The 24,330-nt window shown below is 60.5% G+C and carries 17 protein-coding genes; 4 read left to right on the top strand and 13 right to left on the bottom strand.

The window, feature by feature from the left end:
- Positions 1 to 76: 76 nt before the first annotated feature.
- The 7 genes from AB4N64_RS22230 to amaB all read right to left on the bottom strand — a co-directional run bounded on the left by AB4N64_RS22230 (position 77) and on the right by amaB (position 8,387).
- Positions 77 to 796 (bottom strand): ABC transporter ATP-binding protein, encoded by a 720-nt coding sequence (locus AB4N64_RS22230; protein ID WP_460118543.1) that lies wholly within the window; start codon positions 794 to 796, stop codon positions 77 to 79.
- Entirely contained in the window at positions 793 to 1,665 is an 873-nt protein-coding gene (locus AB4N64_RS22235; RefSeq protein ID WP_460118545.1) for an ATP-binding cassette domain-containing protein, read from the bottom strand. The genes AB4N64_RS22230 and AB4N64_RS22235 overlap by 4 nt, the downstream gene beginning before the upstream one ends.
- Positions 1,662 to 2,945: a high-affinity branched-chain amino acid ABC transporter permease LivM gene (gene livM, locus AB4N64_RS22240; RefSeq protein ID WP_460118547.1), complete on the bottom strand. Its 1,284-nt coding sequence runs from the start codon at positions 2,943 to 2,945 to the stop codon at positions 1,662 to 1,664. Before livM ends, AB4N64_RS22235 begins: the two co-directional genes overlap by 4 nt.
- Before the next feature lie 3 nt (positions 2,946 to 2,948).
- Positions 2,949 to 3,863 (bottom strand): ABC transporter permease subunit, encoded by a 915-nt coding sequence (locus tag AB4N64_RS22245; RefSeq protein ID WP_460118549.1) that lies wholly within the window; start codon positions 3,861 to 3,863, stop codon positions 2,949 to 2,951.
- Between the two features lie 162 nt (positions 3,864 to 4,025).
- Positions 4,026 to 5,159, bottom strand: a complete 1,134-nt coding sequence (locus AB4N64_RS22250; protein ID WP_460118551.1) for an ABC transporter substrate-binding protein — start codon at positions 5,157 to 5,159, stop codon at positions 4,026 to 4,028.
- 365 nt (positions 5,160 to 5,524) lie between these two features.
- Positions 5,525 to 6,808, bottom strand: a complete 1,284-nt coding sequence (gene amaA, locus AB4N64_RS22255; RefSeq protein ID WP_460118553.1) for an L-pipecolate oxidase — start codon at positions 6,806 to 6,808, stop codon at positions 5,525 to 5,527.
- Positions 6,809 to 6,896: 88 nt separating this feature from the next.
- Positions 6,897 to 8,387, bottom strand: a complete 1,491-nt coding sequence (amaB, locus tag AB4N64_RS22260; protein WP_460118555.1) for an L-piperidine-6-carboxylate dehydrogenase — start codon at positions 8,385 to 8,387, stop codon at positions 6,897 to 6,899.
- Positions 8,388 to 8,562: 175 nt separating this feature from the next.
- Between amaB and AB4N64_RS22265 the strand changes: the two genes are divergently transcribed.
- From AB4N64_RS22265 to nadE, 3 genes are all read left to right on the top strand, one after another.
- Positions 8,563 to 9,462 carry a LysR family transcriptional regulator gene (locus tag AB4N64_RS22265; protein ID WP_460118557.1) on the top strand — a complete coding sequence of 300 codons (900 nt, stop codon included), beginning with the start codon at positions 8,563 to 8,565 and terminating at the stop codon, positions 9,460 to 9,462.
- A gap of 205 nt (positions 9,463 to 9,667) precedes the next feature.
- On the top strand, positions 9,668 to 10,894 hold the full coding sequence (gene pncB, locus AB4N64_RS22270) for a nicotinate phosphoribosyltransferase (RefSeq protein WP_460118559.1): 1,227 nt from the start codon (positions 9,668 to 9,670) through the stop codon (positions 10,892 to 10,894).
- Positions 10,895 to 10,898: 4 nt separating this feature from the next.
- Entirely contained in the window at positions 10,899 to 11,726 is an 828-nt protein-coding gene (nadE, locus tag AB4N64_RS22275; RefSeq protein ID WP_460118561.1) for an ammonia-dependent NAD(+) synthetase, read from the top strand.
- Positions 11,727 to 11,801: 75 nt separating this feature from the next.
- Here the strand turns inward: nadE and azu are convergent, their stop codons facing one another.
- Positions 11,802 to 12,248 carry an azurin gene (azu, locus tag AB4N64_RS22280; RefSeq protein WP_460118563.1) on the bottom strand — a complete coding sequence of 149 codons (447 nt, stop codon included), beginning with the start codon at positions 12,246 to 12,248 and terminating at the stop codon, positions 11,802 to 11,804.
- A gap of 343 nt (positions 12,249 to 12,591) precedes the next feature.
- Between azu and AB4N64_RS22285 the strand changes: the two genes are divergently transcribed.
- Positions 12,592 to 13,179 (top strand): LOG family protein, encoded by a 588-nt coding sequence (locus AB4N64_RS22285; protein WP_460118565.1) that lies wholly within the window; start codon positions 12,592 to 12,594, stop codon positions 13,177 to 13,179.
- Positions 13,180 to 13,302: 123 nt separating this feature from the next.
- On the opposite strand, the gene AB4N64_RS22290 is transcribed toward AB4N64_RS22285, so the two are convergent.
- From AB4N64_RS22290 to dnaB, 5 genes are all read right to left on the bottom strand, one after another.
- Entirely contained in the window at positions 13,303 to 14,193 is an 891-nt protein-coding gene (locus tag AB4N64_RS22290; RefSeq protein ID WP_460118567.1) for a transglutaminase family protein, read from the bottom strand.
- The gene (locus AB4N64_RS22295; protein WP_460118569.1) at positions 14,193 to 16,673 is read right to left on the bottom strand and encodes a circularly permuted type 2 ATP-grasp protein; all 2,481 of its coding nucleotides are present in this window, start codon (positions 16,671 to 16,673) and stop codon (positions 14,193 to 14,195) included. The genes AB4N64_RS22290 and AB4N64_RS22295 overlap by 1 nt, the downstream gene beginning before the upstream one ends.
- Before the next feature lie 88 nt (positions 16,674 to 16,761).
- A complete protein-coding gene (locus tag AB4N64_RS22300; RefSeq protein WP_460118571.1) occupies positions 16,762 to 20,037 on the bottom strand; it encodes a transglutaminase family protein in 3,276 nt (1,091 codons plus the stop codon).
- Positions 20,038 to 20,378: 341 nt separating this feature from the next.
- Positions 20,379 to 22,682 carry a YgiQ family radical SAM protein gene (locus AB4N64_RS22305; protein WP_460118572.1) on the bottom strand — a complete coding sequence of 768 codons (2,304 nt, stop codon included), beginning with the start codon at positions 22,680 to 22,682 and terminating at the stop codon, positions 20,379 to 20,381.
- Between the two features lie 145 nt (positions 22,683 to 22,827).
- On the bottom strand, positions 22,828 to 24,225 hold the full coding sequence (dnaB, locus tag AB4N64_RS22310; RefSeq protein ID WP_460118574.1) for a replicative DNA helicase: 1,398 nt from the start codon (positions 24,223 to 24,225) through the stop codon (positions 22,828 to 22,830).
- Positions 24,226 to 24,330 lie beyond the last annotated feature (105 nt).

Raw genomic sequence — 24,330 nt, forward strand, 5'->3', positions numbered from 1 at the left:
CACCTACAGGGGTTGGGGATAGCCATGAAAAAGCCCCGGCGCTTTGCGCGCCGGGGCTTGGGTGTTGCCGCCGAGATCAATGCCCGCCAAGGTAGGCGTTGCGCACGTCCTCGTTCACCAGCAGTTCCTTGCCAGTGCCGCTCATGCGGATCTCGCCGTTGACCATCACATAGGCCCGGTCAGACAGGCGCAGGGCATGGTTCGCGTTCTGCTCGACAAGAAAGATGGTCATGCCGGTCTTGGCCAGTTCGCGCAGGGTGGCAAAGATCTGTTTCACCACGATAGGCGCCAGGCCCAGGCTTGGCTCATCGAGCAACAGCAGTTTCGGCCGACTCATCAGCGCGCGGGCGATGGCGAGCATCTGTTGCTCACCACCCGACATCGTCATGGCCCGCTGAGTGCGCCGCTCTTCAAGACGCGGAAACAGCTCGAACATGCGCTGCATGTCTTCCTTGGCGTACTTGTCACCAATGGGAATGGTGCCCATCAGCAGGTTTTCCTCGACAGTCATATCGGGGAATACACGCCGGCCTTCCGGCGATTGCGCGATGCCGTTGGAGGCAATGTAGTGCGATGACTTGTGGGTAATGTCCACGCCCTGGTAGAGGATTTGCCCACCCGCCGCACGCGGCTGGCCAAAGATCGACATCAGCAGCGTCGACTTGCCGGCGCCGTTTGAGCCGATCAGGCTGACGGTTTCCCCTTCGTTGATGTGCAGCGAGACTTTCTTCAGGGCCTGGATTGGCCCGTAAAACACGTCCAGCTCCTTGAGTTCGAGGATGGCGCCGTTAGTCATACGAGCTCCTCTTCATCAGCGCCCAGGTAAGCGGCAATCACTTTCGGGTCGTTGCGGATAGCGTCGGGGCCGCCCTCGGCGATGACAATGCCGTGGTCCAGCACCACGATGTGGTCGGAAATGCTCATAACCATGCCCATGTCGTGTTCGATCAGCACCACGGTCAGATCGTGCTCGTCACGCAGCAGACGGATCATCGCGCTCAGCGCTTCGGTTTCCTGAGGGTTGAGGCCGGCGGCCGGTTCATCGAGGCAGATGATCTGCGGCCGGGTGCACATCGCACGGGCGATTTCCAGACGGCGTTGCTGGCCATAGGACAACTCACCGGCCAGGCGGTTGGCGCAGTCCACCAGGTCCACCACTTCCAGCCAGTAGAAAGCGTGGTCCAGCGCATCGCTTTCGGCCTTGCGGTAGCCCTTGGTGTTGAGGATGCCCGCGAGCAGGCTGCGGTTGACCCACATGTGTTGCGCCACCAGCAGGTTTTCCAGCACCGACATTTCCTTGAACAGGCGAATGTTCTGGAAGGTACGGGCCAGGCCGGCGCGGTTCACCAGGTGGGTGCCGCCGAACATTTTGTAGTACATGCGGCTGGCGAAGGATTTCGGCGACACGAAATCGGTCGGTTTGAATGATTCGCCCAGCAACTGGATGACGTTGGTGCGCTCACCCCGCACGTTGAGTTCGATCTTGCCGCCGGAGGCCTTGTAGAAACCGGTCAGGCAGTTGAACACGGTGGTCTTGCCGGCGCCGTTGGGGCCGATCAGGGCGAAGATCGAGTTGCGATGCACGTTGAGGCTGACGTCGTTCAACGCCTTGATGCCGCCAAAGTGCATCATCAATTTTTCAACTGAAAGTACGACTTCGCTCATGGCGCTACCCCCTTGCGTGGCGTCACACCGGTACGGCTGATCCTAATCAGGCCGCGCGGTCGCCAGATCATCATCACCACCATCAGGATGCCGAACAACAGCACGCGGTATTCAGCGAAACCACGCAGCAGCTCCGGGGCCACGGTCAGTACGAAAGCCGCGATGACCACACCGATGGTCGAGCCCATGCCGCCGAGTACCACGATGGCGAGGATCAGGGCTGACTCAAAGAAGGTGAAGGACGTCGGGTTGACGAAGCCTTGATAGGTGGCGAAGAACACCCCTGCCAAACCGGCGGTCGAAGCACCGATGGTGAACGCCGAGAGTTTGACCAGCACGTGGTTCAACCCCATGGAACGGCAGGCGATTTCATCTTCCCGCAGGGCTTCCCAGGCGCGGCCGACCGGCATGCGGGTCAGGCGGTGCTTGATGTACAGCACGGCGAGTACGACCAGGAACAGCACGGCGTAGATGAAGTAGTACTTCACGTCCGGGTTGTAGGCGATGCCGAAGAACTCGTGGAACGGCACCCCGCCATCTTTCGCCCGCTTGCCGAACTCAAGGCCGAAGAACGTTGGCAGTGGCGCTGGCATGCCGTTTGGCCCGCCGGTCAGCGACAGCCAGTTGTTGAGCACCAGGCGAATGATTTCACCGAAGCCCAGGGTCACGATCGCCAGGTAGTCGCCGTGCAGACGCAACACCGGAAAACCCAGGATGCAGCCCGCCAGGCCAGCCGTGATCGCCGCCAGCGGCAGCACGGTCCAGAACCCCAGCCCCAGGTATTGATAACCCAGCGCCAGGCCATAGGCACCGATGGCGTAAAACGCCACGTAACCGAGGTCGAGCAGGCCGGCCAGGCCCACCACGATGTTCAGGCCCAGGCCCAGCAACACGTAGATCAACCCGAGGATGACCACGCCCAGCAGGTAGGAGTTGGAGAAGAACGGAAACACCACGGCGATGACGATCATCAACGGGATGATCCAGCGCAAGCGTGATTTGTAGTCAGGTGGCAGTACGTGTACCCCGGAGCCGGAGCTTTCAAAACCCTCGAGAATTTTCAGGCCCCTGCGAGTTTGCAGGAAGGTGCTGAGGGCAAAACGACCGGCCATGACAACGGCGATGATCCAGGCCACTCGCGTGGCTTCCAGATTGAAGCCATAGCCATCGAGTACGACGCCGACGATCGGCCCGAACACGATCAGGGCAACTAGGCCGGAGAGAATCGCATCAACCAGACTTTTCTTGAGATCAATGGTTTTTTTAGTGGTTGAAGACATGACTTACACCTTCGACACAAGAGGACGGCCGAGCAGGCCTTGAGGCCGAAAGACCAGAACGAGGACCAGCAGCGAGAAGCTGAAGACGTCTTTGTAGTCCGAGTTGACGAGACCCGAGAACAGCGACTCGGAAATCCCGAGGATAATCCCGCCGAGCATGGCCCCAGGCAGTGAGCCGATGCCGCCGAGTACCGCTGCGGTAAACGCCTTGATGCCAATGACGAAGCCTGCGTAGAAGTCGAACGTGCCGTAGTTCATGGTGATCAGCACGCCGGCCAGGGCCGCCATCGCTGCACCGATGATGAACACGTAGGAAATCACCCGGTCGGTGTTGATCCCCAGGATCGAGGCCATTTTGCGGTCTTGCTGGGTGGCGCGGCACATGCGGCCGAGCTTGGTGTACTTGATGATGTAGGTGAGCAACGCCATGCCGGCGAATGCCGCGACCAGGATGAAGATCTTGGTGTAGGTGAGCTGGACGAAGCCAGTACCGATGTCGATCCGCCATGCACCAGTCAGCAGTGTCGGAACACCCTGCTGGCGAGCGCCCTGGCTGATCTGGGCATAGTTTTGCAGGATCAGCGAAATACCGATGGCGCTGATCAGCGGTGCCAGCCGAGTGGAGTTGCGCAGGGGTTTGTAGGCGATGCGTTCGATGACCCAGCCATACACCCCGGTGACGACAATGGTGAAGACCAGTGTGCCCAGCATCAACAGAGGGAAGGATTCAATACCGAAGTAAGCCAGCAGTGCCAGACTGATTGCCGCGAGGTAAGCGGAAATCATATAAACCTCGCCGTGGGCGAAGTTGATCATGCCAATGATGCCATAGACCATTGTGTAGCCGATGGCGATCAGGCCATAGACCGACCCGAGGGTCAGGCCGTTGACCAGTTGCTGCAGGAAAATACCATCCATAACGCAATCTCACGCATTTGAGAGACTGCACAGAAGCCACCTGCGACGGACCGGGGTTCAGCCGCCGACGCAACGCGGTTGTGTGCAGCTCTACAAGAAAAGTCAGGTACTGCACGGACATGTTCAAGGATTGCCCGGCGCACGGGGCGCCGGGCAGTCATGTCACTTCTGTTTTTCCAGCTGGTGGTATTTGCCGTCCTTGTCCCACTGGTAAACCACGTAGTCGGACACTTTCAGGTCACCCTTGCTGTCCCAGGCTTTTTCGCCCATGACGGTCTTGACCGGGTTTTTCTTCAGCCATGCAGCCGCGTCCTCGCCCTTGTTGGACTTGGCGCCGTTGAAGGCTGCAGCCAGGGTCTGGACCGAGGCGTAGGCGTACAGGGTGTAGCCTTCTGGCTCGGTGCCGGCTTTGCGGAAGGCGTCTACCACCGTCTTGCTGTCTGGCAGCAGGCGAGGGTCGGCACCGAAGGTCATCAGCACGCCGTCCACGTATTGCGGGCCGCCGGCGGTGGTCACCAATTCGTCGGTCACGATGCCGTCGTCAGACATGAACTTCACGTCTTTCAGGCCTTCGGTACGCAGTTGCTTGACCAGTGGACCGGCTTCCGGGTGCAGGCCACCGAAGTAGACCACGTCGGCACCGGCGGCACGGATTTTGGTGACCACGGCGCTGAAATCTTTCTCACCACGGGTCAGGCCTTCGTACAGCACCGGCTTCACGCCACGTTTTTCCAGCTGTGCCTTGGTGGCATCTGCCAGGCCTTGGCCGTAGGTGTCCTTGTCGTGCAGCACGACGACTTTCTTGCCCTTGAGCACGTCGACGATGTAGTCGCCGGCGACGATACCTTGCTGGTCGTCACGCCCGCACATACGGAACATGGCGCTGAGGCCGCGCTCGGTCACCTGCGGGTTGGTGGAGCCCGGGGTGATGGCGATGATGCCCGCTTCGTCGTAGATCTCGGAGGCCGGGATGGTCGACGAGGAGCAGAAGTGGCCAACCACACCTGCGACTTTCTGGTTGGTCAGGTCCTTGGCGACCGTCACAGCCTGTTTCGGTTCGCAGGCGTCATCGCCCTTGACCAGTACGATTTTTTCCCCGTTCACGCCGCCTGCAGCATTGACCGCATCGGCCGCCGCTTGTGCACCCTTCATGTACTGTTCGCCAAATGCCGCGTTGGCGCCCGTCATTGGACCCGCTACGCCGATCTTGATGTCAGCCTGAGCAAACGCAGAAACGCCCAACGCAGTAGCCACTGCGAGGGCCAGAAAGCCTTTCTTGTAAAACGTCTGGGACATGAGGTGGTGCTCCAAGGTTTTTTTTGATTTGGCACTGCAACTTCACTGAATGCTCAGAGCAAGGGCCGTGCCATCGGTTTTTTATTCTGAAAAAAGTCGCTGCGTTATTGTTTTTATGACTGTTTCGGTCCCATTTTCATTGGGCGTGCAACCGTCTAAACCGCGGAAGGTAAAACCAATTATTTTTTAAGGCGCAACCTGCCTGCGCCATCATTGCAACCGCGACACCAAACGGCGTGCAACCAGCCTGTAACAACCCGCGTCACCGAACTGCACACTGCTGGTGCGGGGACTGCTACAACCCGCACCATTACAGGCTAGTCGCAACACCGAAAAGCGCCGCTTCGGGCAACAAATTTCTTCAATCAGATCACGATGCGCAGGCACTGGCCCGCGTGATACAGCGAAAAGCCGGCTTCGTACAGACAACTGCGCAGCCCCACCCCGGCTACCGGCTGCATGGGTGCGAATGGAATCGGCAGGGCCTGAGGATTTCCGTTACACAGATAGTCCGCAAACGCCTTACCGACCACCGTGCCCGTGGTCACACCGCGCCCGTTGTAACCGGTGACGGCCACCAGCCCCGGGGCCGGCTCGAACAGGCGCATCAGGTGATCGGGGGTAAACGCGATGCGCCCGGTCCAGGTGCACTCCCACTCCACCGATTTGAGATACGGGAAGTAATGCTGCTGCACCCGATCGGCCCAGGCTTTGAGAAACCACGTCGGTTTCTGATTACCGTTGCCCAGGCTGCCGAGCAATAGTCGACCTTCTTTGTCCCGACGCACGCTGCTGAGTACCTGACGGGTGTCCCAGGATCCCTGACCGCCGGGAAGAATGCGGTCCGCCGCCTCGCCGCTTAGCGGCACGGAAGCCACCTGATAGTAATAACCGGGGAAAAAATTGCGTCGCAACTCGGTCCAGTCGCCTTCGGTGTAAGCGTTGGAGGCGATGACCACCTGTTCAGCCAGCACCGCCCCCTGCTCGGTCTGCACCGACCAGCGCTGGCCTTGGCGCTCCAGGCGCGTGACGGGTGAGTGATCGAAAAGTTGGCCACCCAGCTTTACGGCGGCATTGGCCAGCCCGGTGGCGTAGGCCATCGGGTTAATCGTACCCGCGCGCCGATCGAGCAGCGCTGCGGCGATCTTTTTGGTGCCCGTGGCTTGCTCGCAGGCCGAACCGGTCAACAGTTCGATGGGCGCGCCACGGCGTTTCCATTGTTGTTCACGACTGCGCAGGTCCGCCTCGCCACGCGCGTTGTGCGCCATGTGCAGCGTGCCTTCGCGGCGCAACTGGCAATCGATGTTGTATTTGTCCACCAGACTGAACACCAGCGCCGGCGCCGCGCCCAGCATGCGATTGAGCTGACTGCCGACCGCTTCGCCAAACCCGGCTTCGATGTCATCCGGCGGGATCCACATGCCGGCATTGACCAGCCCGACATTGCGTCCCGAACCGCCATGACCGGTACGGTGGGCTTCGAGCACACAGACGGTCTTGCCTTGTTCCAGCAAATGCACCGCCGCCGACAAACCGGTGAAACCGGCGCCGATGACACACACATCAACCGTTACTTCGCCCTTGAGCGCCGCATGGTCGGGCCTTTGCGGCGTCAGTTTTTCCCACAGACATTCTTCGCGTAACGGCATGTTGGCTCCTGGCGGAGCAGCTGCAAGCGGCAAGCTAAAAGCTACAAGCAAATTGGCTTGCAGCTTGTAGCTCGTAGCTCAAAGCTGCTCAATCAAACGTAATGCCCTGCGCCAACGGCAGCTCGAGCGAATAGTTCACGGTGTTGGTCTGGCGGCGCATGTAGGCGCGCCAGGCGTCGGAGCCGGATTCGCGGCCACCGCCGGTTTCTTTTTCGCCACCGAATGCACCGCCGATTTCCGCGCCGCTCGGGCCGATGTTGACGTTGGCGATGCCGCAGTCGCTGCCGACTGCCGACATGAATTTCTCGGCTTCACGCACGTCCGTGGTGAACACGCACGAGGACAGGCCTTGTGGCACCGAATTGTTCAGACGCAGCGCCTCTTCAAAATCGTTATAGCCGATCACGTAGAGGATCGGGGCGAAGGTTTCGTGGCGGACCACGTCGCTCTGCTCCGGCATTTCGACGATGGCCGGCTCCACGTAATAGGCGTTCGGGAATTTATCTTCCAGTTGGCGCTTGCCACCGAATACCCGACCGCCCTCGCTCAGGGCCTGTTCCAGCGCATCCTGCATGTTGTCAAAGCTCTGCTTGTCAATCAGCGGACCGATCAGGTTGCCTTCCAGCGGATGGCCGATGCGCACCTTGGCATAGGCGGCTTTGAGGCGGGTGACGATTTCTTCCTTGACCGATTCATGGGCAATCAGGCGACGCAGGGTGGTGCAACGCTGGCCAGCGGTACCAACGGCGCTGAACAGGATGGCGCGTACGGCCATGTCCAGGTCAGCGCTTGGGCCGAGGATCATCGCATTGTTGCCGCCCAATTCAAGAATGCTGCGGGCAAAGCGAGCGGCAATTTTAGGCGCCACTTCACGGCCCATGCGGGTGCTGCCGGTGGCGCTGACCAGCGCGACGCGCGGATCATCGACCAGCGCTTCGCCGGCATCGCGGCCACCGATGACAACCTGGCTGAGGTGTGGCGGGGCATCGCTGAAATTTTTCAGCACGCGCTCGAACAGCGCCTGGCAAGCCAAAGCGGTGAGCGGGGTTTTCTCCGACGGCTTCCAGATCACCGGGTTGCCGCAGACCAGCGCCAGCGTGGTGTTCCAGGCCCAGACCGCGACCGGGAAGTTGAACGCGCTGATCACGCCGACGACGCCCAGCGGATGCCAGGTTTCACGCATGTGGTGGCCAGGACGTTCGGACGCGATGGTCAAACCGTACAACTGGCGGGACAGCCCGACGGCGAAGTCGCAGATGTCGATCATTTCCTGGACTTCACCCAAACCTTCCTGGGTGATCTTGCCGGCTTCCCAGGAGACCAGCTCACCGAGGTCGGCCTTGTATTCACGCAAGACTTCGCCGAATTGACGCACCAGTTCGCCACGGCGCGGGGCCGGCACCTTGCGCCACAACTCGAACGCATGATCTGCACGACTGATGTGCTGCTCGACTTCGGCGGCACCTTCCCAGTTCACGGCACCGATCCGGCTGCCATCGATCGGCGAATGCACCGGCACTTTGCCGTTCTGGTACAGGGCCGGGTTTACACCAAGACGATCAAGCAATGCGGCAACCATGGGTCACTCCTCAAGCAAAAAACAGAAAACGTCCAGCCGATTACGCCGACTGATCAGACCTGTAGTTTTAGCCTGCCGCAGGTTACCCAACAAACGACCTTTAAGAGAGATATCATTCCGTTTATTCATGCTGCGAATTGCTGGCCAGAAAGAATCCGGAAAAAGGACACCCCACATGCTGAATAAACGTTACTTGCCGTCGATCACCGCCCTGCAGTGTTTCGAGGCCGTGACCCGGCATTTGAGCTTCACACGGGCAGCCGAAGAGCTGAACCTGACCCAGAGCGCGGTGAGCAAACAGGTCGCGCAACTGGAAGAATTGCTGCAACACCTTTTGTTCCGTCGCGTGCGCCGTCGCCTGCAGATGACTCCGGCCGGCGACTTGTACCTGGTGGAAGTCCGAAAAATCCTCACTCAGGTCGAAATGTCGACGCATTACCTGCGTTCCTACGGCGGTGAGACCGAGGTACTGCGCGTCTCCACCCCGCCGACCTTCGGCGCCCGCTGGCTGGTGCCGCGCCTGAAAGGCTGGCGCCTGCGTCATCCGTCGATCCACCTGGACCTGTGCAGCGAACAGGAAGCCGACGACCTGCTGCAAGGTCGCAGCGACCTGGCGTTCTACTTCGGCCAGGGCTCCCGCCCCCGCAGCGAATGCCTGAAGCTGTTCGGCGAAGAACTGGTGCCCGTTTGCTCGCCGGCCAGCCTGCCGGCGAAACCCTTTACTGATCCGACGCAACTCACAGACCTGGTCCTGCTGCAAAATGCATCCCGCCCCCAGGCTTGGCACGACTGGTTCGACAGCCAGGGCTACCACACCGAACACAGTTACCACGGCCCGCGTTTCGAAACCTTCTACATGTGCATCCGCGCCGCTCAGGTGGGCTGCGGCGTAGCGCTGTTGCCCCGGTTTCTGGTGGAAGAGGAACTGGCCGACGGCAAGCTGGTCATCCCCTGGCAACATGCGATGCCCAGCGCCGACGCCTACTACCTGGCCTACCCGGAACACTCGGCGGAAGTGCCCAAGGTGCGGGATTTCGTGCAGTGGATGCTGGAGCAGATCGACACCCCGAATTAACGCGACATTGCTTTTGATGGGAGCGGCGGTGCGACGATTCGACTTGCTCGCGAATGCGCTGTGCCAGTCACCCTGAATGTCGACTGATGTACCGCTATCGCGGGCAAGCCCGCTCCTACAGTGGATCGAATCCACTAAAAAATCGCTGGTCATGAGCGGCACCGATATGCGCCACTATCGCCATTCAAAGTGGAGAACCCCCGTTATGAGCGAGAGCGTATTTGCCGACCGCATCGTGCAGAACCTGCTCGACACCGACTTCTACAAGCTGACGATGATGCAGGCGGTGCTGCATAACTACCCGAACGTGGAAGTCGAATGGGAGTTTCGTTGCCGCAACAGCGAAGATTTACGCCCTTACCTGGCGGAGATCCGCTTTCAGATCGAGCGCCTGGCCGAGCTGAGCCTGAGCGCCGATCAGTTGGGCTTCATGGAGCGCATCAGCTTCATGAAACCGGACTTCCTGCGTTTTCTTGGCTTGTTCCGCTTCAACTTGCGCTACGTTCATACCGGCATAGAGAACGGTGAGTTGTTCATCCGCCTGCGTGGGCCTTGGTTGCATGTGATTCTGTTTGAAGTGCCGCTGTTGTCCATCGTCAGCGAAGTGCGCAACCGCTATCGCTACCGGGATATCAAGCTGGAGCAGGCCCGCGAGCAGCTATATCGCAAGTTCGACTGGCTGACCGTCAACGCCAGCAGCGACGAACTGTCTGAGTTGCAAGTCGCCGATTTCGGCACCCGCCGGCGTTTTTCCTACCGTGTGCAGGAAGAAGTCGTGAATGTGCTCAAGCACGATTTTCCTGGTCGGTTTGTCGGCACCAGTAACGTGCATCTGTCCCGGGAGCTGGACATGAAACCGTTAGGCACCATGGCCCACGAATGGATCATGGCGCACCAGCAGCTAGGCCCGCGCCTGATCGACAGCCAGAGTGCCGCCCTCGATTGCTGGGTTCGTGAATACCGTGGCCTGCTGGGGATTGCCCTGACCGATTGCATCACGATGGACGCCTTCCTCAACGATTTCGACCTGTACTTCGCCAAGCTCTTCGACGGTTTGCGTCATGACTCCGGCGACCCGGTCATCTGGGCAGAAAAGGCGATCGCGCACTACCAGAAGCTCGGCATCGACCCCATGAGCAAGACGCTGACGTTCTCCGACAGTCTGACGCTGCCCAAATCGCTAGAGATATTCCGTGCCCTGCGTGGTCGGATCAATGTCAGCTTTGGCATCGGCACCCATCTGACGTGCGATATTCCGGGTGTTGAACCGATGAGCATCGTGCTTAAAATGGCCGCCTGTAACGGCCAGCCGGTGGCGAAGATCTCCGACGAGCCCGGCAAGACTCACTGCAAAGACCCTAATTTCGTCGCCTACTTGCGACACGTATTCAAAGTACCTGCCGACCCTTCCAGCACACCAAGCAAGGAGTGAATTCATGCAAGCCGTACAGCGTGAGATTGCTGAGCAGCTCAAGGTTCAACCGCCATTCGCCGACAAGGCTGCCCTCGAGGCAGAGGTCGTGCGGCGTATCACGTTCATCCAGGACTGCCTGGTCAATTCCGGGCTCAAGACCCTGGTGCTCGGCATCAGCGGCGGCGTCGATTCGCTGACCGCCGGCCTGATGGCCCAGCGCGCCATACGTGAGCTGCGCGAGCGCACGGGCGATGAGCGTTACAAGTTCATCGCCGTGCGCCTGCCTTACGGCAAGCAGTTCGATGAGCACGATGCCCAGGCGTCGCTGGAAGCCATCCAGCCAGACGAACGTCACACCGTGGACATCGGCCCGGCGGTCAAGGCGTTGGCGTCCGAAGTGAAAGCTTTCGAAGGCAAGCCGGCGGCTTCGGTGGACTTCGTCCTGGGTAACACCAAGGCACGGATGCGCATGATCGCCCAGTACACCATCGCCGGCGCCACGCAGGGCCTGGTGATCGGCACCGACCATGCAGCCGAAGCGGTGATGGGTTTCTTCACCAAGTTCGGTGACGGCGCCTGCGACCTTGCACCGTTGAGCGGCCTGGTGAAAAACCAGGTACGAGCCATCGCCCGCAGCTTTGGTGCGCCGGAGTCGCTGGTTGAGAAAGTCCCGACGGCGGACCTTGAAGACCTCGCACCGGGCAAGCCGGACGAAGCCTCCCATGGCGTGACCTATGCCGAAATCGACGCGTTCCTGCACGGTGAGCCGGTGCGGGATGAAGCGTTCAGGATTATTTGCGATACGTACAACAAGACGCATCACAAGCGGGTGATGCCGTTTGCGCCTTGAGGCGTGAATGAATGAAAAAGCCCGCTGATTCAGCGGGCTTTTTCATTGACCAGAACAGGCGACGATGACGCGGATTTACTTCAGGGTCACAGTGCCTTTCATCATCGAGATGTGGCCTGGGAACGAGCAGAAGAAGCCGTATTTCTCGGCAGCATCGAGTTTCGATACGTCGAAGGTCACCGAGTCGGTTTCCTTGGCACCAATGATTTTGGTGTGGGCGATGACGCGGGCGTCACCCTCTTTGATGTAGTTCTTGTCGATGCCGGCACCCAGGCCGTCGGTGGCGATCGGCTGCATGTCGGCTTCCTTGCTCAGCACCCAGTTATGGCCCATTACGTTCTTCGGCAAGCTGCCGGAGTGGGTCAGTTCCACGGTGAAGGTCTTGCAGCTTTTATCGATTTCAATGGCCTTGGTGCTGAAGGACATTTGGTCAGTGGAGTCGATGGTGGTCTTGCACTCGGCAGCCATCAATTGGCTGCTGGCCAGCGTCAACAGGGATACCGCAACAAGTTTGGCAAACATGGTGAATCTCCAAGGCATGGTTAACGAAATTTCTAATGGACAGAAGACTGCCTGAAAATCCGGCAAGTTCCTATGACCTACGTCATAACTTGTATACAACTTTCGGGCTATGACCCCTATCGAGACAATCTACCAGTCAGACGTCCGGGGCGACCCTATCATTAGGCCATCGACCTTCAACCGGAGTGCCTGTCATGTCCATCAACAGTTTTTTGTGCAGCTTGCTCGCCGCTTACGCCTGCGGCGCCAGTGGTACCTGTGAAACGTCCCGGCGCGAAGTCTAGACCTTGGAACGCAGCGACGCTGCCTTTACTCTGTGCCCATCCTGAGCATGGAGTAAGGCATGTCTTTAACATCCGTTTGTGTATTTTGCGGTGCCAGCACCGGCACCAACCCAGCTTATCGCGAGGCAGCCGTAGCGCTTGGCCGCGCGCTGGCCGAACGCAAGTTGACCCTGGTCTATGGAGGCGGCGCCGTGGGGCTGATGGGCATTGTCGCCGACGCCGCACTGGCGGCAGGCGGTGAAGTCATCGGCATCATTCCGCAGAGCCTCAAAGACAAGGAAATCGGCCACAGCGGACTGACTCGCCTGGAAGTCGTCGACGGCATGCACGCGCGCAAGGCGCGGATGGCCGAGCTCAGCGACGCATTCATCGCGCTGCCAGGGGGCCTGGGCACCCTGGAAGAACTGTTCGAAGTCTGGACCTGGGGCCAACTCGGCTATCACGGCAAACCGTTGGGATTGCTTGAGGTGAACGGCTTCTACAGCAAGCTGACCGGGTTTCTCGATCACATCGTCGGCGAAGGCTTCGTTCGCGGGGCACACCGCGACATGCTGCAAGTGAGCGAATCGCCACAAACGCTGATCGACGCCCTGGACGCCTGGCAGCCGACCATTGCGCCGAAGTGGACGGAGCAGACACCAGGTTGATCCTAACCTTCTGTAGGAGCGAGCATGCTCGCGATGGTCGTCAACGATGACGCGGGGTGTCAGGACGCCATCGCCGCCTGAGCCTCCATCGCGAGCATGCTTGCTCCTACAAGGGCGGGGCATTCAATCCTGCGGCATCACGGTAACCCGCACCTCCGGGTCATGATTGCCGCCACCCAGGATCACCCCGCGCAATGGCGAAACATCGGAGAAGTCCCGGCCCCAGGCCAGGGTGATGTGTTCCAGCGCCGGTTGGACATTGTTGGTCGGGTCGAAATCCACCCAGCCCAGTACCGGGCAATACACCGACACCCAGGCATGGGAGGCATCGGCACCGATCAGGCGTGGTTGGCCCGGGGGTGGCTGGGTCAACAGGTAGCCGCTGACGTAGCGCGCCGCCAACCCTCGCGAGCGCACACACGCGAGCATCAAGTGGGCGAAGTCCTGACACACTCCCCGTCGACGCTCCAGCACTTCCACCAGCGGCGTCGCCACCTGCGTGGCTTCGGCGTCGAAAGTGAATTCGCGGAATATTTTCTCCATCAACGCCCGCACACCCAGTAACAGCGGTCTTTGCGCAGGGAAACAGCTTTGCGAAAAGTCGACGAAATTGCGTTTGAGGTGCACATAGGGCGATTCAAAGCGATACCGACACGCTTCAAGCATCTCTGATGAAAGTGGCTGACCGCTGTAGGTCAAGGCATTACGCGTGTCTTCCCAGGCCGGCGACCGGGTGAAATCCAGAACAGGCCGCGCCAGCACTTCAACACACAGTCGCGCATTGACCTGCAATTCATCGTGAGGCCGTTCGAAGGCCAGGCGTGTCAGCGGATTGCCGAACACGTCCAGTTCGTCCCGGCGCGAGGTCGGCTCGGGACTGATCTGCAACTGCTGATCCGTGCAGCGCTGCCAGACACAGGTGCGAGGCCACAGGTGCGCCAGTTGCTGGGCCAGCGACACCGGACTGTCGTAGTGATAATGCGTGTCGTGGAAAATCTGGTAACGGGCGTTCATCAGACGGACACCGTGCGCTGGCTGACATCATCAACGTGGGCGAAGTGACGCAACGCCAGGCGATCCGACACCTGCCCGCTGGCGTCAGCGATTGCTTGCAGCAGGTCGGCCAGCCCATCGATTGCTGCACGAACACTGGCATCGCCAAACAGCGAATACTCGAGACAACCCAGGTCGAAGCGGGCCAAATGCTCCACCAGAAGCGGTAGCCCCGACTCGCGTGGGGCGCCGAAATCGTCATTCAAGCGTTTCAGCGTGCGGGTCACCAACTTCAGCTGGAACAACACCGCGTGAGGGTTCTGCTCGTCGAGCAGTAACAGGTCCAGCACCGGGATCAACTGCGCCACCGCCAGATAACGCGAGCGGTAGGTGATGCTGCTGTTGCCCAGTTCCAGCAGCCACTCAAGGCCCGCCTGATCGAACGCCCCACTACCGCGCAGGAACGCCGCCAGACTGGCGCTGAGAAATTGCAGGCGCTCGATCCGTCGCCCGATCATCAGGAAGCGCCAGCCTTCATCGCGGGTCATATCGTCGAGGGCGAAACCGGACAACGCTGCCAGCGACATCACCAAACGGTTGAGAAAATCCAACAACTCGCCGAAGTCCGGATCAGCGGTTTCCAGCTCCATCGCTTCGCGCTGCAACTCCACCAGCGCCTGCCAGTTTTCCCGGGAAAGCTTGCCGCGCACCTGCGACGCCGCCCACTGCAATCGTTGCAGGTTGGATCGCAGGCTGAACGGCCAGTCATCGCCGAGCAATGCCGCCAGCAATCGCTCGGGCAAGGAGCCTTCATCGGGCAACAGCATCAGTCGCTCGCCCAAATCGACGGCAGCTTGCAGGGCTTGCGGGTCGTCGCCATCGACGTAGCGTGCCAGCATGATGCGCAGCAAGCGCGCACTGTCATCGCAGCGTTCGCAGTAACGACCGAACCAGAACAGGTTTTCCACGACCCGCGATGGCAGGTACGGATCGCGCCGCACCAGATCGTGCACGCCGATATTTCGCTGGGCTTTCCACTGCTCGCCGCTCGGCGGGCGATCGCTCAGCACCCAGGTGTCCTTGCTCGCACCACCGCGTTGCATCGACACCACTTCGGCGTCCGCCTCGGCGGCCACTCGGGTCAATCCGCCGGGCAGCACCCGATAACCCTCGCCACTGGCCACCGCATACATGCGCATGCCGATGGCCCGTGGCTGCAATTGGCCGCCCTCGGCCTGCCAGACCGGCGCCTGGGACAACTGCGCCAGTTCCTGCGCCACGTAGGCGTAGGGTCGCGCCTGCATGCGCTCGGCGAGTGTCCGACGCTGCGCTTCGCTCAGGTCTCGCCCCAATACCGGGGTAAAGCTCTGGGAGGGGAACGCGGGACGGATCAGCAATTGCGGCAGCTTTTCCAGCGCCTGGGCCAGCACCGGCGCCTCGCCACACCACCAGGTGGCGATGGAGGGCAGGATCAGTTCTTCGCCAAACAGGAATTGGTTGATCCTCGGCAAAAAACCCAGCAGCCCCGGCGACTCCAGCACCCCGCTGCCCAGCGCATTGGCCATCAGCACCCGGCCCTGCCGCACGGCGTCCAGCAGCCCCGGTACCCCGAGGGCCGAATCGGTGCGCAGCTCCAGCGGGTCGCAGAAATCGTCGTCGAGCCGACGCATGATTGCGTGGACTCGACGCAGGCCGCTCAATGTTTTCAGGTAAACCGTGGCGTCGCGCACCGTGAGGTCGCCGCCCTCCACCAAGGGGTAGCCCAGCTGCCGCGCCAGATACAAATGTTCGAAATAGCTTTCGTTGAAACGCCCGGGCGTCAGCAACACCACCAACGGCGTTTCACTGGGCGCCTGACGGGCCAGGGTTTCCTGAAGCGTGCGAAAGAATCCGGCCAGATGCTGCACCTTCATGTCGCGATACAACTCGGGAAAGGCCCGGGACACGATGGTGCGATTTTCCAGCGCGTAACCGGCGCCGGAGGGGGCCTGGGTCCGGTCCGCCGTCACCCACCAGCGACCATCGGGCGTGCGCGCCAGATCCACGGCATACAGATGTAAAAAAGTACCGTCAGGCGGGGTGATGCCCTGGCATGGCCAGAGGAAATTGTTGTGGCCGAACACCAGTTCGGCAGGCAGCAGGCCCTCGGCAATCAGGCGTTGCGGGCCATAAAGGTCAGCCAGAACCGCGTTCAGCAAGCGTGCACGCTGGGCAATGCCCGCCGACAGCTGTTCCCACTCATCGGCGGCGATGACATGCGGCAAAAGGTCTAACTCCCAGGGCCGGTCAGCACCCTTGGGGTCGGCATAGACATTGTAGGTCACGCCGTTTTCCTGGATCTGCCGGCTCAGCAGTGCCTGGCGTTGCTCCAACTGCGCGGACGTGCTGCGTTGCAATTGGTCGAACAGCCGACGCCAATGCACACGTACGCCGCCACTCTCGTCGAGCAGTTCGTGATAGGAGCCCGCAGTGAGCGGGTAGCGATCTAGCAGGTCAGGCATGGAAAGCTCGGCAGACAGCAGGAAACAGTCAGACTAACGCACGCTTGTGACGCCCGGATAGACGAAAAATCCGAGCGTCGCGCAAGGCTCAGCAACGTCGTAAATCGAGTGTCATCGGCAGCTCGTCGTTGATTTCAGAAACGGGTATCGCCAGTTTTCCGGGACGGTGTCCGATGCGGAAGAAACGCGCCAACCGTCGACTCTCTGCTTCGTTGGCATTCACCGGAAGGCTCTCGTAGTTGCGTCCGCCCGGATGGGCCACGTGATACTGGCACCCACCCAGCGAACGCTCCATCCAGGTGTCGAGCAAGTCGAACACCAAGGGCGCGTGGACGGGAATCGTCGGTTGCAGGCAATTGGCGGGTTGCCAGGCACGGAAACGCACGCCTGCGACGAATTCGCCTACACGCCCGGTCGGTTGCAACGGCACCGGCACGCCATTGCACGTCAGTACGTAACGCTGTGGCGGCAGGCCACTGAGCTTGACCTGCAAGCGTTCCAGCGACGAATCCACATAACGCACGGTGCCGCCGGCGGTGCCCTCCTCGCCCAGCACATGCCAGGGTTCCAGTGCCTGGCGCAGTTCCAGTTCGATACCGCTGACCGCGTAGTCGCCTACCTTGGGAAAACGAAACTCCAGATGAGCGGCAAACCACTCAGCCCGTAGTGGATAACCCGCCGCATTGAGATCGACAATAACGTCGGCGAAGTCCTGCTCGATGAAGTGCGGCAACAGGAAGCGGTCGTGCAACTCAGTACCCCAGCGGGCCAGCTTCGGCGGCGCATAGGGCTCGCGCCAGAACCGTGCAACCAACGCGCGTAACAGCAACTGCTGGACCAGGCTCATGCGCGCATGGGGCGGCATCTCGAAAGCGCGCAACTCCAGCAGTCCAAGACGTCCCGTGGCGCCATCGGGTGAATAGAGCTTGTCGATACAGAATTCGGCGCGGTGGGTGTTGCCGGTCACATCGATCAGCAGGTTGCGCAACAGCCGGTCCACCAACCATGGCGGACATTGCTCACCGGGCTCCGGCATTTGCGCGAAGGCGATTTCCAGCTCGTACAACGCATCGTTGCGCGCTTCATCGACACGGGGCGCCTGGGACGTAGGGCCGATGAACAAACCCGAAAACAGATAGGACAATGACGGGTGGTTATGCCAGTAGCTGATCAGGCTGCGCAGCAGATCGGGCCGGCGCAGAAACGGTGAGTCGGCGGGGGTCGCACCGCCCAGTACGAAATGGTTACCGCCTCCGGTGCCGGTGTGTCGACCATCGATCATGAATTTTTCGCTGGTCAATCGGGTCAGCCGAGCCTGTTCGTACAGAAACTCGGTGCGTTCGACCAGTTCGTCCCAGGTGGCGGACGGCTGCACGTTCACCTCGATCACGCCAGGGTCGGGGGTGATGCGAAAGTTGCTCAACCGCGGATCGCTTGGCGGCTCATAACCTTCCAGTAACACCGGGCAATGCAGTTCCTCGGCCGTGGCCTCGATGGCGGTGACAAGTTCCAGATAATCCTCGACCCGCTCCAGCGGCGGCATGAACAGGTACAACCGCCCTTCCCGCGCCTCGGCACAGAATGCGATGCGCGTCAGCCAGGCCGCGGACTCGTCAATCAGCGGCGCCCGGTCATCCGCAACCGATGCCGTGTCAGGGCTTTGCAGTTGCGCTGTGTCGGGCAGAGACGGGAAATCCTGATTCGGATCCTGAGGATGGATGAACGGATACTCCGCTGCCTTGACCCAAGGCTGCGAAGCCAGCGGCAAGCGATAGCCCAGCGGCGAGTCCCCCGGCACCAGCCGGCAATGCTCGTCGCGCAGGTACCAGCGGCCACTCTGCCAGCGGTCGCCCCTGGCAGTGCGGGCAAGTGGCAGCACCTGGCCGATGACTTTATCCAGGCCCTGGCTGAAGACCTTACGCAGGCGTGCACGCTCCAGGGGGTCCTCCAACCGCGAGTCTTCGGCGGTGACGTTCTGCGGCAAGGCACCTTCGCGCCATAGGTAATAGAAATTGTCCTCGTAGGCGGGGAAGACAAAACGGGTCTCAATCTTCAATCGCTCGGCGACACTCGCCAGGAAACGTCTCGCCAGCTCCCCATCGGCGCCGTAGTCTTGCTGCTCATCGGCAATCAGCGCGCTGTTGTGCCAGATGGGCACGCCATCACGCCGCCAGTAGCTGTTGAGCGACCAGCGTGGCAGTTGCTCCCCGGGGTACCACTTGCCCTGGCCGAAATGCACCAGGCCCTTGGGTGAGTAATGTTTGCGCAGGCGCTGGAACAGTTCGGCGGACAGGCGGCGTTTGTCTGGTCCGAGCGCAGCGGTATTCCATTGCGCGCCGTCTGGATCGTCCAGGGAGACGAACGTCGGCTCACCGCCCATGGTCAGGCGCACATCGCCTGCCAGCAAGTCGGCATCGATCTGCCGCCCCAGCGCCTGGATCGCGAGCCACTGGTCATCGGTGTAAGGCTGGGTGACACGCGGCGCCTCCCAGATCCGCTCCACCGACATTTCGTGCGTAAACTCACATTCGCAGGGTTCGACCAAGCCACTGATGGGCGCCGCAGAGCCCGGATCCGGACTACAGGCCAACGGAATATGCCCTTCACCGGCGAACAACCCCGAAGTCGCGTCCAGGCCGATCCAGCCGGCGCCGGGCAAGTAGACTTCGCACCAGGCGTGCAGGTCGGTGAAGTCCACCTCGGTGCCCGACGGCCCATCCAGACTTTTCACGTCGGCAGTCAGTTGAATCAGGTAGCCGGAGACGAAGCGCGCCGCCAGCCCGAGATTGCGCAGCAGTTGCACCAGCAGCCAGGCCGAATCGCGGCAGGAACCGGACGCATGCTCAAGGGTGTGCTCAGGAGTCTGAACCCCCGGTTCCATTCGGATCAGGTAGCCGATGTCTTCACTCAGGCGCTGATTGAGGGCGACGAGGAAATCCACGCTCGGCAACGGCGTGCGGTCGATGCCGTCCAGATAGTCCTTGAACATCGGTGTCAGGGGAAGGGTTTCCAGGTACGGTGCCAGCTCCTTGCGCTCGTCGGCGGCGTAGGCAAAAGGGATCTTTTCTGCATAGGGCTCGAGGAAGAAATCGAACGGATTGAACACTGCCATCTCCGCCACCAGATCGACTTCCACCCGCAGCTCGTCGGTTTTCTCCGGGAACACCAATCGGGCCAGGTAATTGCCCTGCGGGTCCTGCTGCCAGTTGATGAAGTGCTGCTCTGGGGAGACTTTCAGCGCATAAGACAAAATCCGCGTACGACTATGGGCGGCCGGGCGCAGGCGAACGATCTGCGGGCCGAGTTCGACGGCGCGGTCGTAGCGGTAATGCGTGACGTGGTGCAATGCGACATGAATCGACACGGCGTGCCTCCTGCGAGCCTTGGGCGTATGCGAAAGCGCGCAAGACTTATGCCACCCGGTGGCGCTGGCGCTTTCTCCCTTTACAGGAGGCAGTACAGCACCAAAATCGGGCAATGCAGGAAATGTGCGAGGAGCAATTGCACATAAATGTTGCCGTGGAGGGCGAGCGCAAATTTATCGGTGACTGGACCGGCCTCTTCGCGGGCAAGCCCGCTCCCACATTTGTTCCTTGTACACCTGTCCCCTGTGGGAGCGGGCTTGCCCGCGAAGAGGCCAGCAGCCATCACACAAAAAAAACGCCAACCCGAAGGCTGGCGTTTCTTGATCAGCTCACACAATCCTCAGCGCGGCACCACAGGCTTGCGCGCAGGCTTGGGGCCCTTGCCCTTGGCCGCGTCCTTGCGCTCCTTGGCCGCCTGCTGGTTGCGCGCGAACGCGGCAGCCTTGGCCTGCTCGCGCTTGTCCCAAGGATTGCCGCCATCGCTGGCACGTGGTGGCAGGCCATTGTGCTGGGTCAGGATCCTGGTGGTCTTTTCACCTGCTACCTTGTGGCTACCGGCCGGGGTCGAGTTCTTGCGACGGGCGCTCTGGTAACTGTCGGTCGACGGCTGGTGCAGCGGAATGAGTTGGTTCTTGCCCGGCCCGATCAGATCGGCGCGCCCCATTCGCGTCAGCGCTTCGCGCAGCATCGGCCAGCCCTTCGGATCGTGATAACGCAAGAATGCCTTGTGCAGACGACGCTGTTCTTCGCTCTTGACGATGGTGACGCCATCGCTCTTGTAGGTCACCTTGCGCAGTGGGTTCTTGCCCGAGTGGTACATCGCCGTGGCGCTGGCCATCGGTGACGGGTAGAACGCCTGCACCTGATCGGCACGGAAGCCATTGCCCTTGAGCCACAGGGCCAGGTTCATCATGTCTTCGTCGGTGGTGCCGGGGTGCGCCGCAATGAAGTACGGGATCAGGTACTGTTCCTTGCCCGCTTCCTTGGTGTACTTCTCGAACATGCGCTTGAACCGGTCATAGGTGCCGATACCCGGTTTCATCATCTGGTTGAGCGGACCTTCCTCGGTATGTTCCGGGGCGATCTTCAGGTAACCACCCACGTGGTGGGTCACCAGCTCCTTGACATACTCCGGCGACTCGACTGCCAGGTCATAACGCAGACCCGATGCGATCAGGATCTTTTTCACCCCCGGCAGGGCACGAGCACTGCGATAAAGCTGGATCAGCGACGAGTGATCGGTGTTCAGGTTCGGACAGATGCCAGGGAACACGCACGACGGCTTGCGGCAGGCGGATTCGATTTCCGGGCTCTTGCAGGCGATGCGATACATGTTCGCGGTCGGGCCGCCGAGGTCGGAAATGACGCCGGTAAAACCTGGCACCTTGTCGCGGATCTCTTCGATCTCGCGAATGATCGACTCTTCGGAACGGTTCTGAATGATCCGACCTTCGTGTTCGGTGATCGAGCAGAAGGTGCAGCCGCCAAAGCAGCCACGCATGATGTTCACCGAGAAACGGATCATGTCGTAGGCCGGGATTTTGTCCTTGCCATACGCTGGGTGGGGAACGCGTGCGTACGGCATGCCGAACACGTAGTCCATTTCTTCGGTGGTCATCGGAATGGGCGGCGGGTTGAACCAGACATCGACTTCGCCATGCTTCTGCACCAGTGCACGGGCGTTGCCCGGGTTGGTTTCCAGGTGCAGCACACGGTTGGCGTGGGCATACAGCACCGCGTCGTTACGCACCTTTTCCACGGATGGCAGGCGGATCACGGTCTTGTCGCGGGTCATTTTCGGACTGGCAAGGATTTGTACGACCTTGGCTTCCTGCGGGTCTTCAACCTGCCCCTTCTCCTGCTCGATGGCGCAGGCCTGGGTGTCCTGGGTATTCACGTACGGGTTGATGATCTTGTCGATCTTGCCCGGACGGTCGATGCGCGTGGAATCGACTTCGTACCAGTCTTTGGGCGTGTCGCGACGGATGAACGCGGTGCCGCGCACGTCGGTGATCTCTTCGATCTTGTGGCCGTAGGACAGGCGCTGAGCGACTTCGACAATGGCCCGTTCGGCGTTGCCGTAGAGCAGGATGTCGGCGCAGGCATCGATCAGGATCGAGTTGCGCACCCGGTCCTGCCAATAGTCGTAGTGGGCGATGCGGCGCAGGGACGCTTCGATACCACCGAGGACGATTGGCACGTGGTTATAAGCTTCCTTGCAGCGCTGGCTGTAAACCAGGCTTGCACGGTCCGGACGTTTGCCCGCCATGCCACCAGGGGTGTAGGCGTCGTCGGAGCGGATTTTCTTGTCGGCTGTGTAGCGGTTGATCATCGAGTCCATGTTGCCGGCCGCGACGCCGAAAAACAGATTCGGCTCGCCCAGCTTCATGAAGTCGTCTTTGGACTGCCAGTTTGGTTGGGCAATGATACCGACGCGAAAGCCCTGGGCCTCCAGCAGCCGGCCGATGATCGCCATGCCGAATGACGGATGGTCAACGTACGCATCACCTGTGACGATGATGATGTCGCAGGAATCCCAGCCAAGCTGATCCATCTCCTCCCTGCTCATCGGCAGGAATGGCGCTGGACCGAAACATTCGGCCCAGTACTTGGGATAGTCAAATAACGGCTTGGCTGTTTGCATGACGATGACCGGTGTTGGCTTGCATGGAATTTCGCGGCCGCGGAATATAGCACAAATTTTGACCAATTCCGACGGATTCGGTCGGAAATTGTGGTGACCCTATCGCGACGGTGCGACGATTGGGCCAGGTCAGGCGATGAAGATCTTACTCATCATCATCGAAGTTGTAGCTACCCGGCGCCAGGTTCTCAAAGCGCGTGTATTTACCGATGAACGCCAGCCGGATAAACCCGATCGGACCGTTCCGCTGCTTGCCGATGATGATCTCGGCAATGCCCTTGTGCTCGGTTTCCGGGTGATACACCTCGTCGCGGTACACGAACATGATGACGTCGGCGTCCTGCTCGATCGCTCCGGATTCACGCAAGTCGGAGTTCACCGGACGCTTGTTCGGCCGTTGCTCCAGGGAGCGGTTGAGCTGGGACAGGGCCACCACCGGGCAGTTGAATTCCTTGGCCAGGGCTTTCAGGGACCGGGAAATCTCGGAAATCTCGTTGGTCCGGTTGTCGCCGCTGGAGCCCGGGATCTGCATGAGTTGCAGGTAGTCGATCATGATCAGGCCGACTTCACCGTGCTCGCGCACCAGGCGACGGGTACGGGCGCGCATTTCCGAGGGGCTGATACCCGCCGTATCGTCGATGAACAGCTTACGGTCGTTGAGCAGATTGACTGCCGAAGTCAGGCGCGGCCAGTCATCGTCTTCCAGTTGGCCGGAACGCACCTTGGTCTGGTCGATGCGCCCGAGCGAGGACAGCATACGCATGATCAGCGATTCACCTGGCATCTCGAGGGAGTACACCAGCACCGCCTTCTCGCTGCGCAGTACCGCGTTTTCAACCAGGTTCATCGCGAAGGTGGTCTTACCCATCGACGGACGGCCGGCAACGATGATCAGGTCGGCGGGCTGCAGGCCACTGGTTTTTTCGTCGAGGTCGGTGTAGCCGGTGGACAGGCCGGTGATCCCTTCACCCGTGTTGAACAAGGTGTCGATGCGGTCGATGGCCTTGGTCAGCAATTCGTTGACGCCCACCGGACCACTGGTCTTTGGACGAGCCTCGGCGATCTGGAAGATCTGCCGTTCGGCTTCATCGAGAATTTCCTCGGCAGTACGCCCTTCCGGGTTGAAGGCGGCGTCAGCGATGTCATTACTGATGCCGATCAGTTGGCGCAAGGTCGCGCGCTGGCGGACGATCTGTGCGTAGGCCTTGATGTTGGCGACCGACGGCGTGTTTTTTGCCAGCTCTCCCAGGTAACCGAGGCCGCCGACCTGGGAAGTTTGCCCTTCCTTGTCCAACTGTTCGGCCAACGTGACGACATCGATCGGCATGTTCTGGTCGGCAAGCTTGGCAATCGCACGAAAAATCAGGCGGTGATCATGTCGATAGAAATCGCCGTCGGAGACTTGATCGAGCACACGTTCCCAGGCGTTGTTGTCCAGCATCAGACCACCGAGCACAGCCTGTTCGGCTTCGATGGAATGCGGCGGCACCTTTAGCGCGGCGGTTTGCAGATCGTATTGCTCAGGAGCGGAAATATCGTTCATGGTCACTTGGTTTTTTAGAAGCAGGGATTGAAAAACGGGAGTTCCCAGAAAGACAAAGGGCACGACCTGTAAACAGGATCGTGCCCGATGTTAACCGTCTGACGG

The sequence above is a fragment of the Pseudomonas sp. S2_C03 genome (assembly GCF_054668405.1).